General features: G+C 52.5%; 14 protein-coding genes. 9 read left to right on the forward strand and 5 right to left on the reverse strand.

Annotated elements, in window-relative coordinates; genetic code table 11:
- The first annotated feature begins 5 nt into the window (after window positions 1-5).
- The 4 genes from cybH (at window position 6) to CLC93_RS08880 (ending at window position 3,992) form a co-directional block, all read left to right on the forward strand.
- Window positions 6-677 (forward strand): Ni/Fe-hydrogenase, b-type cytochrome subunit, encoded by a 672-nt coding sequence (cybH, locus tag CLC93_RS08865; RefSeq protein WP_095505603.1) that lies wholly within the window; start codon window positions 6-8, stop codon window positions 675-677.
- Between the two features lie 83 nt (window positions 678-760).
- On the forward strand, window positions 761-1,339 hold the full coding sequence (locus CLC93_RS08870) for a HyaD/HybD family hydrogenase maturation endopeptidase (protein ID WP_095505604.1): 579 nt from the start codon (window positions 761-763) through the stop codon (window positions 1,337-1,339).
- Window positions 1,314-3,041 (forward strand): Kae1-like domain-containing protein, encoded by a 1,728-nt coding sequence (locus tag CLC93_RS08875; RefSeq protein ID WP_095505605.1) that lies wholly within the window; start codon window positions 1,314-1,316, stop codon window positions 3,039-3,041. Before CLC93_RS08870 ends, CLC93_RS08875 begins: the two co-directional genes overlap by 26 nt.
- Before the next feature lie 243 nt (window positions 3,042-3,284).
- Window positions 3,285-3,992: a lipid-binding SYLF domain-containing protein gene (locus CLC93_RS08880; protein WP_095505606.1), complete on the forward strand. Its 708-nt coding sequence runs from the start codon at window positions 3,285-3,287 to the stop codon at window positions 3,990-3,992.
- Between the two features lie 87 nt (window positions 3,993-4,079).
- On the opposite strand, the gene tyrS is transcribed toward CLC93_RS08880, so the two are convergent.
- Window positions 4,080-5,276, reverse strand: a complete 1,197-nt coding sequence (gene tyrS / locus CLC93_RS08885; protein ID WP_095505607.1) for a tyrosine--tRNA ligase — start codon at window positions 5,274-5,276, stop codon at window positions 4,080-4,082.
- Between the two features lie 130 nt (window positions 5,277-5,406).
- Here tyrS and CLC93_RS08890 point away from each other — a divergent pair, with 130 nt between their 5' ends.
- From CLC93_RS08890 to CLC93_RS08900, 3 genes are read left to right on the forward strand one after another with little or no spacing between them, the layout of a single operon-like run.
- Complete coding sequence (locus CLC93_RS08890; RefSeq protein WP_095505608.1) at window positions 5,407-6,798, forward strand: peptidoglycan DD-metalloendopeptidase family protein; 1,392 nt, start codon at window positions 5,407-5,409, stop codon at window positions 6,796-6,798.
- A complete protein-coding gene (locus tag CLC93_RS08895; RefSeq protein WP_095505609.1) occupies window positions 6,795-7,907 on the forward strand; it encodes an anhydro-N-acetylmuramic acid kinase in 1,113 nt (370 codons plus the stop codon). Before CLC93_RS08890 ends, CLC93_RS08895 begins: the two co-directional genes overlap by 4 nt.
- Before the next feature lie 56 nt (window positions 7,908-7,963).
- Complete coding sequence (locus tag CLC93_RS08900; RefSeq protein WP_095505610.1) at window positions 7,964-8,749, forward strand: class I SAM-dependent methyltransferase; 786 nt, start codon at window positions 7,964-7,966, stop codon at window positions 8,747-8,749.
- Here the strand turns inward: CLC93_RS08900 and CLC93_RS08905 are convergent.
- The 4 genes from CLC93_RS08905 to CLC93_RS08920 form a co-directional block, all read right to left on the reverse strand.
- Window positions 8,746-11,871, reverse strand: a complete 3,126-nt coding sequence (locus tag CLC93_RS08905; RefSeq protein WP_095505611.1) for an efflux RND transporter permease subunit — start codon at window positions 11,869-11,871, stop codon at window positions 8,746-8,748. The two genes, CLC93_RS08900 and CLC93_RS08905, sit on opposite strands and share 4 nt — an antisense overlap.
- Before the next feature lie 2 nt (window positions 11,872-11,873).
- Window positions 11,874-12,974 carry an efflux RND transporter periplasmic adaptor subunit gene (locus CLC93_RS08910; protein ID WP_095505612.1) on the reverse strand — a complete coding sequence of 367 codons (1,101 nt, stop codon included), beginning with the start codon at window positions 12,972-12,974 and terminating at the stop codon, window positions 11,874-11,876.
- A 133-nt stretch (window positions 12,975-13,107) separates the two neighbouring features.
- Window positions 13,108-13,458 (reverse strand): iron-sulfur cluster insertion protein ErpA, encoded by a 351-nt coding sequence (erpA, locus tag CLC93_RS08915; protein WP_095505613.1) that lies wholly within the window; start codon window positions 13,456-13,458, stop codon window positions 13,108-13,110.
- Between the two features lie 68 nt (window positions 13,459-13,526).
- Window positions 13,527-14,261 carry a DUF6776 family protein gene (locus CLC93_RS08920; protein WP_095505614.1) on the reverse strand — a complete coding sequence of 245 codons (735 nt, stop codon included), beginning with the start codon at window positions 14,259-14,261 and terminating at the stop codon, window positions 13,527-13,529.
- 54 nt (window positions 14,262-14,315) lie between these two features.
- On the opposite strand from CLC93_RS08920, the gene CLC93_RS08925 reads away from it, so the two are divergent.
- Together CLC93_RS08925 and hemL are read left to right on the forward strand one after the other, a co-directional pair.
- On the forward strand, window positions 14,316-15,974 hold the full coding sequence (locus CLC93_RS08925) for a chloride channel protein (RefSeq protein ID WP_245837131.1): 1,659 nt from the start codon (window positions 14,316-14,318) through the stop codon (window positions 15,972-15,974).
- 140 nt (window positions 15,975-16,114) lie between these two features.
- Window positions 16,115-17,407, forward strand: coding sequence for a glutamate-1-semialdehyde 2,1-aminomutase (hemL, locus tag CLC93_RS08930; RefSeq protein WP_095505616.1), 1,293 nt, complete (start codon window positions 16,115-16,117; stop codon window positions 17,405-17,407).
- The last annotated feature ends 62 nt before the right edge of the window (window positions 17,408-17,469 follow it).

Genomic DNA, 17,469 nt, shown 5'->3' on the forward strand with positions numbered 1-17,469 from the left:
TAAGTATGCAACATGCGATCCCCCACTCTAGAGATAAGATATTCTCGCCGGTGATCCGCATCTGCCACTGGCTCAGGTTTGCCGCCATCATCTTGCTATTGGTGACCGGTTTTTACATCGCCTGGCCATTTCTGACCGCTTACGGCGGCTCGGACAATCTGATTCAAGGGTGGGTGCGCTTTGCCCACCTGATCAGTGGCTTTGTGCTGATAGCCGTGACTCTAGCCCGCGCTTATCTGTACTTCTTTAGTCGCAGCGATATTGAACGTCGCTCGGTCAAAGATGTGGTAAATCCGAAGAGCTGGATAACTCAAATCAAGTCCTATATGTGGATTGGCAAGCTCAACAAAGCTGGCGTTTATGGCCCGCTACAGTTTGTCACCTATTTCGGACTAACCCTGGTGATAGTGTTCATGTGTTTATCTGGGCTGGCGCTGCATGCTAACGTCTACCACGAAGGCCTCGGCGGTATCGCCTGGACCATCAACGAGTGGATGCTGGTGTGGATGGGTAGCTTGGCCGCGGTACGCGAGTGGCACCACATCGCCTCTTGGGTGTTCATTATCTTCATACTGGTCCATGTCTACATGGCCGTGTGGACGGGCATCCGGTTTAAGCACAATTCGGTCGACTCGATTGTCTCTGGGTACGACTACCACCCCATGAAAAGGGATTAGCACGCGTCTGCGGCGCTCACACACTCCTAGTGACGCGCCGCTTTTTTATTTTAAGAAGTATAAAAAAAACAGGAAGATGAGCCATGACTCAAAGCAAACGCATTCTCGTCCTCGGGATAGGTAACTTGCTCTACGGCGATGAGGGTATCGGCGTGCACATGGTTCAGTTGCTCAAGCGCAAATATCGCTTTAGCGGCGCTTCAACCCTAGACATAGTCGATGGTGGCACCCTTGCTCACGCCTTAATCCCATTGATTGCCCAATACGACCATTTAATTGTTATCGATACCGTCAACGCCAACAACGCACGTCCCGGCGAAGTCTATTGGTTTGATTTCGACAAAGCACCCAGTGAGGTGGACTGGCAAGGCTCCGCCCACGAAGTCGAGATGCTACAGACGCTGAACATGATGGACATGGTGGGCGATCGTCCGCCAACCTTTGTGCTCGGTGTAGTGCCTAAGGTGATCGACAGTATGAGCTTTGAGCTCTCCACACCGGTGCGCGAAGCCGTACCTACCATGGAGCGTACCCTGCTCAACTACCTCAATTGTTTGCAGGTAGAACACCAGCTGCAACAAGAGCTTTCCATTGACCAAGTGTCCGCCAGCGCGGCCCATTACCTGAGCGAAGAGCATGAACAAGCTGAGATTCGAATTTGATTGCCAGCGCCCGGTCGCTAGCTATCAACAAGCGCTCAATCAAGCGCTAAAACACCCCTTAGTGGTTGGCATTAGCCATGATCACAACCAATACGCTGTAGAGGCACAAGGCGATAAAACCGAATTAGGCCAGCTCGCCGATGAGCTCGGTGCCAAGCTTCCCTTATCCTGTTGGCTCAAGCGAGCTCAAATCAAAGCCATCGACACCATTACCACCCAGTCGAGCCCATTGCCACAAGCCACCAGCGAAGCTGCCTTTTGCCCAGACTGCGCCGATGCGGTACTGGCCGATAAGCCCTGGCAAGCCAACTGCCGCCAGTGCAGTCCCAAAACAGAGGTGCAAACTCAAGCGGTTATCACGGCGTACGGAGAAGACCTTAGCGGCTTAGCGGTGCCGCTAAAACAATTATTCGCTGTGGGGCATGCCCAGTTTGAAACTCTGTGGGGGCAAGTTGAACTCTATTTACCAGAGCAGATTCCCAGCCATTGTCAACGCTTACTGTTTTGTCGCCTAGAGGCTATTAACCACGCCTTTGCGGTATCCAACCAGGCCATCGAGCGTTTGAGCAGTCTAGAAAAGCCCGCGCTCATCGCCAGCGTAAACCCGGGCTTCGCCGCGCATAATCAACTACCGCGGAGCCTATATCAATGTCAGTTTGCCGATGATTTGGTCACCCTTAAACTGTCGCAACTACTGGCGAATAAAGGCGTCGCCTTTGTTGGGGTAGCGACTGTTTCTGGGCTTGAACCCAGCCTTATCGGCAGTTTTGGCGAACATCCGATTGCGCTTAGGCATCGACAGGCCAGTGCGCAAATTAGTGTCTCGACCGAGCCCTTACACGAGCATGCTAGTGTTAAAGACTTCCAAGCTCACTGGGCTAAAGGGCGGGTTAGCCTTAGCCACCAGCCGGCTCACCCTTCAGCTGGACCGAGCTGGCATGCCGCTTGTGCATTACATGCGGCGCAAGTCATCCAAGAGGACAATCACAGGCTAGGCGCTTTGTACCTCAGTTGTAGCGGCTTGTCGGGCTTGCTCTACCAGGACAGCCAGCAAAATTACCAATGGCTGGTTCAGCTGGCCTCGCCAGTGCCCACCCCTGCCCAGTTGATTCAATCGATGCAGCAACAAGGCAATTCAGCCGAACGCTTGGTACGCCAGTTGCAGAGCAAACTCCCTGAGCAATTAGCGCGATGGCAGGTGTTGAGTCATTCGTTCAACCTGTCGAGCTTTAGTGCATTTTTGGCTAGCGCCAGTTGGTGCTTAGGGTTTAGTGAAAGCGCCGACTCAAGTATCGCCAAAGACGCGTTAATCGCCCGCGCATTGCGTTACAACGCCAGCAATGCACCTCGAATCGACTATCCACTAAGTCGCAATCACGAGGGTGTACTGCAGATCAATTGGCACAAATCCCTGCAAGCCTGTTTGAGTTATCGCTTAGCGGACCCAGATCAACTCGACAAGGTCGCTTTTGGCATTATCGATTCGTTCGCCGACTTTGTGGCCAACTGGCTCGAGCAACTGGATGCAGACGAAGGTGTCGATGCCATTGCCTTAGCCGGCGATGAATTCGAAAACCCAGTGCTGCTGGACCGAATCCGTCTGCGGGTGGGACACAATCAAACCTTACTGCTACCACAAGAGCTGGGTTTCGACGGCGCAAACATAGCCCTTGGCGCCCTGTACCTTCGCAGACGGCGATAGCCATGATGCCAAATCTCGATTGGGCTGGGTCAAGCAACAAGTGTGCTAGTGCTCAGGCCAATCGCGCTCAAAAGATTGTTGCTAGCGTCGCTGGAAATGCATACCAAAGCAACACCTTGTGAAAAGGATTCGCTCACCAAACATTAACGTCAATAAAACAATAGTTCCTAGTTATTAAGCTGCGGTTTAGCTTTCACTGGCTACACTTGAAGGTAACAAGACGGTAAAAGTGAAACTCGATTAATGAAACCAATACTCATCATTGCCCTGATGGCAATCAGTCTAAGCGGCCAGGCCAAGGCCGAAGAAGCCGATAAGAACCCAGCGGTTGAGCTGACCGAGCTCACTGAACAAAACTTGGAAGTCTTTCTAACCGCCGATCACTGGGCTGCAGTTCGTAACCTGTCTGGTGTGGCAAAGGCCATCTTTATCATTCCCAGCGGCGGACAAGCGGGCTTTGTGGTTGGCGCCCAGTGGGGCCGAGGCCTTTTGTTGGTTCGCGACGTGCACGACTGGAGCGACCCCCTCTTCATTAAAATCAACAGTGTTCACTTGGGATTGCTGGCCGGTGCCCAGAAAGTTAACGCGGTCGGTGCTGTGCTTAGCGAAGAGGCTCTAGATCGCTTGTACGAGGGTAAAATTCGCGCCAGTGGCTCAGCGGATCTCACCCTAGGTCCCGGCGTTGGCGGCAAAGCTGGCGGCGGTGCCGGCGGTGTTGAGATTCTGATGGTGTCTTCCAACAAAGGAGCCTACTTTGGCGGATCGTTTGAGGGCATCAGCTTGCGTATCGACGAGGACATGAACAAGGTCGCCTATGGTGACGACTTTAGCGTCGACAAAGTGCTGGCCAACAAAAAAGGCGGAGACTTCCCCGCGGCGGCCAACATTCAGCGAAAACTCAGAGACGCCGCCTACATCTCGGTATTTGGCGAAGCGCCACCTGAGCAGTAGTTACAGTCAAAAAAAGAGCGCATGATGCGCTCTTTTTTGTGTCTTGCTGGCTAGTAGGTTTAAACCAGAGCTCTTATTTCAAAGCTCTTACTTCAAAGTAACGCGAGCAAACTTACGCTTGCCGACCTGGTATACACAAGTGCCAGCAGCAGTGATTTGGGTCTTAGGATCCGCCACCTTCTCGCCGTCAATCTTAACCGCGCCTTGCTTAATCATGCGCATGGCTTCTGAAGTCGAGGCTACCAAGCCGGCATCTTTTAGCAGGTTAGCAATACCAAGACCTTCACCCAGCGCCAGCTCTACCTCAGGCATCTCATCTGGGATGGCACCTTTTTGGAAGCGAGCAATAAAGTTAGCTTCGGCTTGCTCGGCAGCGGCTTCGTCGTGGAAACGTGCAATGATTTCTTTGGCTAGTAGAATCTTAACGTCGCGCGGGTTCTTACCCTCAGCAATGGCTTGTTTAAAGCCTTCGATTTCGGTTAGCGGACGGAAGCTCAACAACTCGTAGTAATTCCACATCAGGTCATCAGAGATAGACATGATCTTGCCGAACATTTCATCCGGCGCGTCGCTCACACCAATGTAGTTGTTGGCTGACTTAGACATCTTCTTAACGCCGTCCAAGCCCACTAGCAATGGCATCATAATCACCGACTGAGGCGATTGACCTTCGCCCTTTTGCAGTTCGCGGCCCATCAACAGGTTGAACTTCTGGTCGGTACCACCAAGCTCGACGTCGGCGTTTAGCGCCACTGAGTCGTAACCCTGCAACAGAGGGTATAGGAATTCGTGAATAGCAATCGCGGTGCCGTTGGCGTAACGCTTTTTAAAATCATCGCGCTCTAGCATACGAGCGACGGTCTGCTGAGCGGCTAGCTTGATCATGCCACCAGCGCCTAAGGCTTCTAGCCAGCTCGAGTTGAACTCGATACGAGTCTTAGCCGGGTCCAGAATCTTGAACACCTGCTCTTTGTAGGTCTCTGCATTGGCCAGTACTTGCTCGCGAGTCAGCGGCGGGCGTGTGTTGTTCTTTCCAGAAGGGTCACCCACCATAGCGGTGAAATCACCAATCAAGAAAATGACTTCGTGGCCCAGTTGTTGGAACTGGCGCAGCTTGTTCAAAATGACGGTGTGACCCAGATGAATATCCGGGGCAGTTGGATCCGCTCCAAGCTTAATGCGCAGTGGGCGCTTTTCCTTGAGTTTTTCCAGTAGCTCAGACTCCACCAAAATTTCATCGGTGCCGCGTCTGATTTCTGCCATTACGGTGTCAAAATCCGCCATTGTATTGCTTGCTCCAAAGAGGGCTCTGTCTAAAAAAGGGGGTTAATCTTACTTGTTAGCCAGTGTAAATGAAAGTGTGTACACTAAGGCTCGATAATAATACTCAATTGCTGACTTTTCTTTCATTTTCATGCGCAACTTGGTGATCTTATACAAATCTCTGCCCAAGCCACATCAATGGCTTCTTTCCGCTGCGGCAGGACTCATTATTCTCGTCATGCTGATACCCTCAGAAGACGCCGAAGCCTCTCGCGACTCTGCCGCCCTAGAACCCGGACAACGGATTGATATTCCACTAGATTTGGATTCTAGCGACAGCGCTAGTTACACCTTGGCACCGCAAAACCCGCGACCGCAGAACTCGCCATCGCAAGCGCTCAAGCCTGCGTCTGAGGCGGTAGAGGTAGACACTGCTCCAGAGCCCGTAGTGTCGATAAACATCACCGAAGAAGAGTTTCAAGTGCGCAGCGGTGACTCGCTGGGCAAGCTGTTTAAGCGCGCCGGCTTGAGTCCGCGGGACACTCACGATGTGACCCAGTTAAAAAAAGCCAAAAAATCTCTGATAAAAATTATGCCGGGTGAGCTTATCACCATTCGCAAAGACGACGACGGCAAGTTCATGGGATTGACCTATGAGGTTTCTAAAACCGAATACCTGACGGTGAGCCGCGTGGATGGCGAGCTGACCGAAGAGATGCATAAGCGTCCAGTGGAACTGGTCCAAGAATTCGCACACGCTACTATTACCACCAATTTTTGGAATGCGGCGGTTGGTGCAGGCATGACGCCTAAGCAAATCATGAGTCTGGCCGGTATCTTCGGTTGGGACGTGGACTTTGCCCTAGATATTCGCAAAGGCGACCAATTCTCTGTGTTGTATGAGAAGAAATACGTCGATGGCCAAGCGGTGGGCAACGGCAATATTCTCGCCGCCAGCTTTACCAACCAAGGCGAGCGTTTTGACGCGGTGCGCTACACCGATGGCGAGTACTACAGCAGCGAAGGCCGCAGCATGCGCAAAGCCTTCCTGCGCTCACCGGTAGACTTCACTCGAGTGAGCTCGAACTTTAATCCCCGTCGCTTGCACCCAGTAACCGGTAAAGTACGCCCCCACAATGGCGTGGATTACGTGGCACCTGTGGGCACCCCAATTAAGGCAGCAGGTAATGGCCGCGTAGTCGCGTCGGCCTACGGCAAGCTCAACGGCAACTATGTGTTCATCAAACACAACGACACATATACCACCAAGTACCTACACTTAAGTAAGCGTAGGGTGAAAAAAGGCCAATACGTGAAGCAAGGCCAGATCATTGGCACCTTGGGAGCTACCGGGCGTGTCACCGGCGCTCACTTGCACTACGAATTCATTGTAAACGGCGTGCATCGCAACCCAAGAACCGTCAAGCTGCCGAAATCCGAGCCGATTAAAGCGTCGGAAAAAGAGAAATTCCTCGCCATGGCCAAGCCTTTGATCGCCCAATTGGAACAACAAACTCAAGTGAGAATGGCGTCCGCCCAATGACCCAGTATTATATCGGCCTGATGTCAGGCACCAGCATGGACAGCGTCGATGCGGCGCTGGTGTGCTTTGAGCAAGACAAGCCTGAGTTAATCGCTCAGCACAGCGAGCACATTCCCAAGCGACTGCTGAATAAGCTGCACCAAATTACCACTCCGGGCCACGACGAAATCAATCGACTCGGTCAGTTGGATCGCGAAGTGGGCAAACTATTTGCCGAAGCGGCGGTCAATTTGATTGATAAAGCCGGTGTATCCCGTGACCAGGTCATCGCCGTTGGCTCTCACGGGCAAACCGTGCGCCACATGCCCGAACTAGAACAGGGCTTTAGTCTGCAAATTGGCGATCCCAACACTATTGCGGTGCATTGCGGAATGGACGTTATTGCCGATTTTCGCCGCAAGGACGTGGCCCTTGGTGGCCAAGGCGCGCCACTGGTACCAGCGTTTCACCAAAACGTGTTTGCCGCCCGTGACTACCCTTGCATCATCATCAACATAGGTGGCATTGCCAACCTGACCTACATTCCACCAATTGGTAGCGATGACGATGTGATAGGCTTTGACACAGGCCCGGGCAATACCTTGATGGACGCCTACTGTCGCCAGAACTTCGACCGAGCTTATGACGTCAACGGTGAACTGGCCGCCAGTGGTGATAGCGATCCTCAGTTGCTGCAAGCCATGCTTAAACACCCCTACTTCGCTCAGCCATACCCCAAGAGCACCGGCCGCGAGTTGTTTAACCAAGCTTGGTTGTCACAGCAGCTATCCGAATTCATCCACATGCGCGAGCAAGACTTGTTGTCGACCCTGCTCGACCTCACTTGCGCCTCTATTGCTGATGCCTGCTTACAGCTGGCCAACAAAGGCAAGGTGTTAGTATGCGGTGGTGGTGCGCTAAATCCCGAGCTAATGAAACGCTTAGACGAGCGCTTAGCGCGCTTTGAACTGGTCTCAAGCTCTGACGAAGGTATTGACCCACAATGGGTTGAAGCGATTGCGTTTGCTTGGCTGGCCAAGCAATACAAGCAAGGGAAAACCTCAAATTTACCAGCGGTTACCGGCGCGAGCCGAGCTGCGGTACTGGGCGCCTTCTTTCCGGCGAATTGAACCAAACGGCGCTAACATGTTCTAAGTCTTTATCCTCAATGGACTTGGGAGGCATTATGCATAGCGCCGAGTTTCGACAGACCAACCAAGCCAGTTGGGATGAGCGCACCAAAGATCACTTAAACTCCAGCTTCTACGACGTAGCTGGATTCCTCAAGGGCGAGAGCTCCCTGCCCGCCATCGACCTAGCCGAGTTGCCCAACATCGAGGGCAAACGAGTCTTACACCTACAGTGCCATTTTGGTCTAGACACCTTAAGCCTGGCCCGTATGGGCACCGCTCGCACCGTTGGCGTTGACCTATCGCCGGTGGCGATTGATGCCGCGAAGCAGCTGGCCCACCAAACCCGCTTAGACCGCGTTGAGTTTTTGTGTTGCGATGTATTGGAGTTAGACCAGCACCTAGACGGTGAGTTTGACTTAGTTTACGCCTCATACGGCGCGATATGCTGGTTGGGTGACCTACCGGCTTGGGCCAAGCTCATCCACAAATACCTAGCACCGGGCGGGCAGTTTTACCTGGCCGAGTTCCACCCGGCTTATACACTGATATACGACAAAGCCAGCTATTTCTTTCAGCCCACACCCGATCGCATCGAGGAGCAAAGCTACATAGAAGGCGAGCAACAAGCCCATCCCTTTTATTGCTGGTCGCATTCAATTGCCGATGTGGTCACCGCTCTGCTCGATGCCAACTTGCAACTGACTATGTTGCGCGAGCACGACTACAGCCCCTACAACTGTTTCGAGGGCCTATACGAAAAAGCCCCCGGCCAGTTTCAGGCCGAGGGCATTCCGCATCCAGTTCCTATGGTGTTTTCCCTGCTCGCGCGCCGCCCTTAGGCGGCAATGTCCTGCTGTCGCTCGCTAGCGAGTCGTAGCTTAGCTGCACCTTTAGGACGGTCGCGCAGGTAAATCAGGCAAGGCGTCAGAATCAAGGTCAGCAAGGTCGCGAAGGCCAGTCCACCAGCAACCGCGGTGGCCAGCTGTGACCACCATTGAGTCGATGGCGCTCCGAATAACACCTCACGATTCACCAGGTCCACATTCATCTTCAACACCATAGGAGTCAAACCCAAAATGGTGGTGATGGTGGTTAGCATTACCGGGCGCAAACGCTGGGCACCGGTGCGCAAAATGGCATCTTCCACCGACATCCCTGAGCGACGCAGCACGTTGTAAGTGTCAATCAACACAATGTTGTTGTTGACCACAATACCGGCCAGCGCGATAACCCCGATCCCCGACATTACCACCCCAAATGGCGACTGAGTGATAAGTAGTGCCAGGAATACGCCAACGGTGGAGAACAACACCGCAGTTAGAATCAAACCGGCTTGATAGAAGCTATTAAACTGAGTCACCAGAATAATCGCCATGACAAACAGCGCCACCAAGAAGGCGTTCATCAAGAAAGCTTGCGATTCGTTTTGTTGCTCGTTTTCACCGCGTACCGTGATGTTAACTCTAGGGTCAATGCCCATCTCAGGCAACATGGCTTGCAGTCGAGGCAGGTGCACACCGAGCTGTTGACCCGGCGCCATGTCTGCTTGCACAGTGAGTACTCGCTGACTATCAACACGTCGAATCGAGTCCACTTTGGGCTCAGCTTTGCGCTCAACAAAGTTGGAAATCGGCACCTGACCGTGAATGGTTTTCACCCGTAAGTCGTCCAAGCGCAAAATGTTGCGCTTGTCTTCAGGGAAGCGTACGCGAATGTCTAGCTCATCATCGGCATCATCAGGGCGGTACTCACCGATTTTCAGACCATTGGTTACGAACTGCACGGTAGAGCCCACCAAGCTGGCATCGGCGCCAAAACGCGCGGCTTGCTGGCGATCCACATTCAGTTGCCATTCGATGCCGGGCTTGGAGCTGTTGTCATCCACGTTCACAAAGGCTTCGTCTGACTCCAAAATGGCTTTAATCTGCTGCGCGGTCTCGTTGAGCAAGGCTGGGAAGCGCGAGCTCAGTTGCAAACGCAAGTCTTTACCACCGTTTGGACCGGCTTGATCTTTGCGCACTTCAATCTCCACACCGCCCATATCGCTAGTCGCAGCGTAAATTTTCTCGACTACATCATCCGCTTTCGGACGAATTTTCCAGTCCACCATATTAAAGCGAATTCGGCCGACCTGGTCGTTGCCCCCGACTCGAGTGTAAAGGGTTTCCAAGCCTTCGATAGGTATGATGCGCTGCTCAATTTGACGCATGATTTGGTCTTTCTCATCAATCGACAAGTCACCGACCGAACGCACCGTAATGTTTAACCCAGGCGGCTCAATGGTCGGGAAAAACTCCACCCCAAGACCAGATTTGCCAAATGCGACAAAAATACCAACCGACAGGGCTATGGTTCCAAACAGAATTTTCCACGGGTTGTGAATGGCTTTGCGCAACAGTCGAGTGTAACTGCCAGAAGGGCCACTTAGCTGTGTCGCATCGCCTGACTCGGCAAGCTTAATTTGCTTTTGCTGGTGTTCGGTCATTAGGCGAGGTTTGCCAAACATGCTACCGAGCACAGGCACAAACAACAGCGCCATCATCAGCGATGCCGCCAGTGTGGCAATTAGTGTTAGGGGTAAATAGCGCATGAACTCGCCCATGACATCGGGCCAGAACAAAAGGGGGCCGAAAGCGGCTAGCGTAGTAGCAGTCGAAGCAATTATCGGCCAAGCCATACGTTTAGCCGCTTCGGCGTATGCTTGCTTGCGCGGCGCACCTTCCATCATGCGTCGGTCAGCGAATTCGGTAACAACGATGGCACCGTCAACTAGCATGCCCACCGCCATGATGAGTGCAAACAACACCATCATGTTGATAGTGAGGCCTCCAATGGCCAACACCAATATCCCAGTCAAGAACGACCCTGGGATCGCGATTCCAACCAATGAGGCGCTACGCCACCCCAGTGCTGCAATCACAACAATCACTACCAAAATGATAGCTGACAAAACGTTGTTTTGCAGGTCGGTGAGCATTTCTTTGACGTCTTTAGAGGAGTCACCACTGTAATCGATGCGCAGATTCTGTGGCCAAATCTTCTTTTGCTCGTCCATCATCTGCTTCACTTTGGCCACAGTATCGATGATGTTTTCACCGGGACGCTTTTTGACTTCTAGGGACACCGCCATCTCGCCGTTCAGGCGCGCATAGCTGTTGGCATCCTTGTAGGCTCTGCGAATCGTCGCTACATCGGCAAAGGTGATCACTCGATCGCCATCCACCTTAATTGGCATATCCAAAACGTCTTTAAGGCTCTCAAACACTGACGGGACTTTCACCGCAAAGCGGCCCTTACCCGTGTCCATGGTACCCGCAGCGACCAAACGGTTATTGCGCGAAATCAGGTTGAAGATGTCGTTCTGGTCAAGCTGGTAGCTCTCCATCAACAGCGGATCGACAATGATTTCTAGAATGTCTTCGCGATTACCGCCAATCTCAACTTCGAGCACTTCACGCAAGCCTTCGAGCTTGTCGCGCATGTCTCTGGCTAATTGAATTAGAGTACGCTCTGGTACCGAGCCCGAGAGGGTCACGGTGATCACCGCATTCTCATTGGCCAGGGTGACTTCGTTAACCGTCGGCTCTTCGGTGTCTGCCGGCAGTTTGGCCTTAGCCAAGGTCACTCTATCGCGCACGTCCGCCAGGGCGCTTTTCGGGTCAAAGCCTGCGACAAACTCCAATACCACTGAGGCGTGCCCCTCAGAGGCGGTGGAGCGCATTTCCTTGATCCCCTCAAGGGAGCGAAGTTCTTGCTCCATCGGACGCACCAGCATCCGCTCACCGTCTTCAGGTGAGATGCCATCATGAGTAATCGAGACATAGATGATGGGAATAGTGATATCCGGTTCAGCTTCCTTGGGAATGCTGTTAAAGGTCACGGCTCCCGCCACCAAGATGAGCACCAACAACATGCTCATGGTGCGAGCGCGGCTAAGCGCCGCTGAAATCAATGCCAGCATGCTTAGCCCTCTTGTCCTTTGCGTACCACTTCCACTTCATCGCCATCACGGACAAAGCCTTGGCCCAAGGAGATCACATCAACACTGCGGCCAACACCACTGGTCCAGACTTCATCACCTTCGGCTTTGACCAACTGAATCGGATAAAACTTGACGCGATTTTCATCGGTGACCGCTTTGATGCCCAAGTTGCCTTTTTCGTCCAAGGCCAACAGCGCTGGAGAAATCTTCACTGCTTCCTCTGTGGTCAGCGGAATGGTTAGCTCGGCGCTTTTACCGGCGCGCAAAGTGCCTTCGGCGTTATTAATCGCGACTTCAATTTTGAAAGTATTGGTGTTTGGATTAGACACGGTCGAGATGTAGCGAATCTCGCCATCGGCATCGGTGTTGCCTATAAAGTGCGCGGACGCCGCCGAGCCTTTGCGCAGGTACACGATGTCGGCTTCGGTCACATCAGCGCGAACCACCAGTGGGTCTAGGTCGGTTATCAAGCCCAGCTTGTCGCCTATGCCAACGTATTGGCCCACCTCTACTTCACGCTCGCTAAACACGCCGTTAAAAGGCGCTTTGATTAAGGTCTTTTCTAGCTCAAGTTCGATTTTGCGAACCTGTGCTTTGGCGTCGTCCAACGCGGCTTTGGTTTGAGCGGCGGTGAGTTCACCTTGTAAACCTTGATTTCTGAGCGCCTGAATCCCGTCGTATTCTAGCTGGCGTTGTTTAAGTTGCGCCTTGGCAGTTTCTAACTCTAAGCCACGCGCTTCTGGCGCGATGCGCAGTAGGGGTTGGCCTTTGGTGACGGCATAGCCGCGTGGCACCAAGACTTCAGTGATCACCCCTTTGGCTTCCGCTTTCAGCGTAACTTGGCGATTGGGTTCGGTACGACCGTACAGGGTTAAATTCTTGGTAACCGCTTCGGCATTCAGCGTTTCAATCTGTACCTTGGCCAGTTTTAGTTCGGTTGTTTCGGAAGAGGAAGAAGCGGCTTGATCGGAGCTTTGCCCCAACAGGCCGGAAGCCACCCAAAGTACAACCAGCGTCAATACCACAAGCGCCAAAACATAGGGCTTGCGCTGAAACAGGGAGGCAGTTTTATTTGAAGACATAACGCAGCAGATTCCAGACTAATTTGATCTTGCCAAATTATGCCAGAATTGCCGCGCAAAAATTAACTCAAATGTTAGCTTTTATGTCAAAAGCAGCAACATTCGCGAAAACTATTCAACAGACAGGAAACCCTTAAACGGAGAAGCTGGCTCCGCAACCACAGGTAGTGGTGGCATTTGGGTTGTTGACGAAGAAACGCGAACCCTCAAGACCTGAGGTGTAATCCACGGTTCCACCCATCAGATACTGTAGACTCATAGGGTCAACCACAAGCTCAACCCCTTGTTTTTCCACAGTCATATCACCGTCGTTTACCTTCTCGTCAAAGGTAAAGCCGTACTGGAATCCCGAGCAACCGCCGCCAGTCACGTATACGCGCAGTTTAAGTTCGTTGTTACCTTCTTCTTCAAGTAAGGTTTTTACCTTGGAGGCCGCAGCGTCGGTAAAGAAAATTGGCATCGCGGCATCGGCTTCAGTGGTCATAGAATACTTTCTCTTAAACTATTTCTTGGGCGGATTATCCGTTACCCGAGTAACGAGTTCAAGTATTGTTACTCCTCTTGCGCCACAAGTAACACTTCTTGGAAGTCAAAACTGGATTTGGTGGTGGCCGCTTTAGTCCAGCGATTAGGGGTCACTTTCACTACGACTTCTACTTGATCAATCAACAAGTTTTCAGGCTGGATAAAATCGCCTTCAATGAACTGAAAGTACTGAAAATTAAACTTTTTACTGATGGGGTCCTGAGTGAGTTGGTTGAGTCGATAGCGCACCACCTCACCCTTCTCACGCCCGACAATGGTCACCTCGACAGTGCCTTTGACCGAGGTTTTGCGTTTTTTAAGTTGCGCCAACACCAAACGGAAGCGGTACTGCTTGTCCATTGGGCCTTGGCGAATTTCCAGATCACTGGCGTACACCCCTTCGGCGGCCATCTCTGGGGCCATTACCGAGCGATAGAAATCCAATTCCTCGCTGACCTTGGTAAGCCGAGCCTGCATCGAACGCAAGTCCACCTGCATTTGCTTAACGCTTTGTTGCTCGACGGTTAACTCAAGCGCCTGCGCGTAACTGCGCTCACGAGTTTTGGCCAGCTCGGCCTGACTGGATTGGTATTGCTCCATCCAGTATTGGCGCTGCTTGTCGGTTTGATTCCAGAGGGTGTGGCGCGCTAGCCAGCCGACCGTGTAAGCCACCAGCACCATGAGTAAAATTGACACCAAACGCGGATGTAAGCTCTTCTCCCAGCTCAAAAATTTTCGCCAGCCAGCTTTTAATCCTTGCATTGTTTTGCGTCCTTATTGATACACTATAGCCATTGACCCGCTTACGGACTGGCTGTGGAAAAACTTCGGGATACTTTGGCACAGGCGAACACTAGTATCCAGCTCAATGCGCTGGCGCTTGTGTTTGCTGTGATCTGTTCCCTAGTGATAATCGTGTTCCGGCTGGCGGTAGAGTTCATTCAAGGTGTGCTGGATTTCTCTGACCAAGATTACAGTGTGTTCGATATCGATTGGCGAGTTAGCCTGCCCGCCATCGGCGCTTTATTGATATGGCTGATCATTCACTACACTCGCCCCTCTAATCGCCACATGGGCATCGCCTACGTATTGCATCGCATCAAAATGTACGCCGGACACATTCCCAGTCAAACCTTAACCGGCCAGTTTGTTCATGCACTGATAGCTTTGGTTTGCGGGTTTTCCGTGGGGCGCGAAGGCCCATCGATTCACTTAGGCGCCGCGACAGCCTCTAGCCTGTCGCGCAAACTTCGCTTACCGGATAATTCGGTGCGAATTCTGGCCTCTAGTGGCGTTGCCGCGGGTATTGCGGCGACCTTTAATACCCCGCTAGCGGCAGTGATTTTTGTATTTGAAGTGATTTTGCGCGAGTACCGACTGCAGTACTTTTTCCCCATCGTCACCGCGGCGATTTGCGGTGCGCTGGCCAGCCACTTGGCTTTTGGCGACCCGCACGCCTTTGACAATATCAACCTAGAGGAATTTCCCATCAGCCAGTATCCAGTACTGGCCATTGCCGGATTGGTATTTGGAGTGGTAGCTGCCGCGTTTAACTGGTCTTTGATACGCGTCACCAAAGAAGGACAGCGCTGGCCCTTGGGGGCCAAACTAATGAGCGCCGGCATTATCACCTGCGCAATTGGCGCGACCTTCCCGCAAGCACTGGGTACTGGTGAAGCCGCGATTTTATTGTCGATTAGCGAATCGCCTGCGCTGAGTTTGTTAGTTGCGGTCTTACTGGCCAAGGTGGTAGCCACAGTCGCGGCAATTGGTTTGGGCATTCCCGGTGGCCTTATCGGCCCGCTGTACGGCTTAGGTGCTCTGCTTGGAGCTATCATCGCTTGGGTGTCTATCGGAGTTTGGCCGGAGCTCTCGCCTTACGTGGGCCTGTACGTCGTGATTGGCATGTCAGTAATGTTCTCGGTGGGGCTTGGTGCGCCTTTGGCGGCCCTGGTGGCACTGGTAGAGCTTACCGGTAATGTGGCCATTATTTTGCCGGCATTATTTGTCACCGTACCTGCGTTCTTGCTGTGCTTCCAAGGCTTTGGCGTGCGCTCGATTCTACTGCAACAGCTGGACATCAATGGTTTGGACTACCGCAAGCGTCCAATGGAACAGGCCCTACAAAAATACGGTGTGCGCCAGTTAATGGACCGGCGTTTGGTGTTAGTAAAACACGATCAGGCCTTGCTGTTAGAGGTGCTTAAACGCGCTCAAGGTCGTTCGGTGTTGCTTGAAAAAGAAGACGGCTCAATTCACATGATTGAGCTTCAAATGCAGTCCTTTGAAAACGAAGCCAGCTTGGTGATGCACCCGATTAAGGGCCTACCCGACACTGCCAGTCTCGATCGGGTATTTGAGATCCTTTCTCCCAAAAACAGTGGCGAAGTTTACATCTTTGACCAAAGCGGCACACCTGTTGGGGTGATCAGCTGGGCCAGTTTGACTCAATTACTGCGCAAAAAGGTGCTTTAGCGCACCAAAGCACCCCGTCATCGGCTCTTATCAACCACTATGTGATCCCTGCTATTGCAAAACGCCGCTGAGTGACCAAAATAGCAACATCCACAATTGCATGAATTAGCAATCAAGAATTAAGTCGTTAAGGAATCACAATGACCCGTTCTCAAGAACTGTTTGAACAAGCCAAGAACACCATCCCTGGTGGTGTTAACTCGCCAGTACGCGCTTTTAACGGCGTAGGTGGCACTCCTCGTTTTATCCAAAAAGCTGACGGTGCTTATATCACCGACGCCGACGGCCAACAGTACATTGATTACGTAGGTTCCTGGGGCCCTATGATTCTGGGTCACAACCATCCATCGATTTTGGATGCTGTGGTTAAAACTGCCGCCAACGGCCTGTCGTTTGGCGCGCCAACCGAGCTAGAAGTTGAGATGGCCGAGAAGGTTTGTAACTGGCTACCAGCGGTTGAGCAAGTGCGTATGGTGTCTTCTGGCACCGAAGCCACCATGAGCGCCATTCGTCTGGCCCGTGGTTACACCAAACGCGACAAAATCCTTAAGTTTGAAGGTTGCTACCACGGCCACGCTGACTGCTTACTGGTAAAAGCCGGTTCAGGTCTTCTGACCTTTGGCCAACCTAACTCGCCAGGTATTCCAGAAGATTTCGCCAAGCACACCCTTACCGCTGTGTACAACGACCTAGATTCAGTGAAGGCAATCTTTGACGAGCTGGGCAGCGAAATCGCCTGTATCATCCTTGAGCCTGTGGCCGGGAACATGAACTGCATTCCACCAGTTGAAGGCTTCCTAGAAGGTCTGCGCGAAATTTGTGACCAAAACGGTACTGTGCTTATCATCGACGAAGTAATGACTGGTTTCCGCGTAGCCAAAGGCTGTGCTCACGGCTACTACGGCGTGACTCCTGACTTGGTTACCCTAGGTAAAGTTATCGGTGGCGGTATGCCTGTAGGCGCCTTTGGCGGTAAGAAAGAAATCATGGCTCATATCTCGCCTGTTGGTGGCGTATACCAAGCCGGTACTCTGTCTGGTAACCCAGTAGCCATGGCAGCCGGTTTGGCTCAGCTAGCTGAGCTTGAGAAAGACGGCGTGTACGAGTCACTGTCAGCCAAGACCGAGCAAGTAGCAAAAGGCTTTAAAGCCGCGGCTGACAAGCACGGCATTCCAATGAGCATCAACTATGTTGGCGGCATGTTTGGCTTCTTCTTCACCGAGCTAGAAACCGTAACGCGCTTTGACCAAGTGACCGAGTGCTGCATGGACACCTTTAAAGCCTTCTACCACGGCATGCTAGAAGCCGGTGTTTACCTAGCACCTAGCGCCTTTGAAGCCAGCTTCTTGAGCCTAGCTCACTCGGACGAAGACATTGCTCGCACTATCGAAACTGCGGACAAGGTATTGGCTGAGATTGCGGCTAAGCGCTAGCAGCAGCCATTTGTCATTCCCGCGGCGATTGAGCGATACGCCCGCGACAATTCAGCGTCATT

The sequence above is a fragment of the Paraferrimonas sedimenticola genome, from assembly GCF_002282855.1.
Lineage (GTDB): Bacteria > Pseudomonadota > Gammaproteobacteria > Enterobacterales > Shewanellaceae > Paraferrimonas > Paraferrimonas sedimenticola.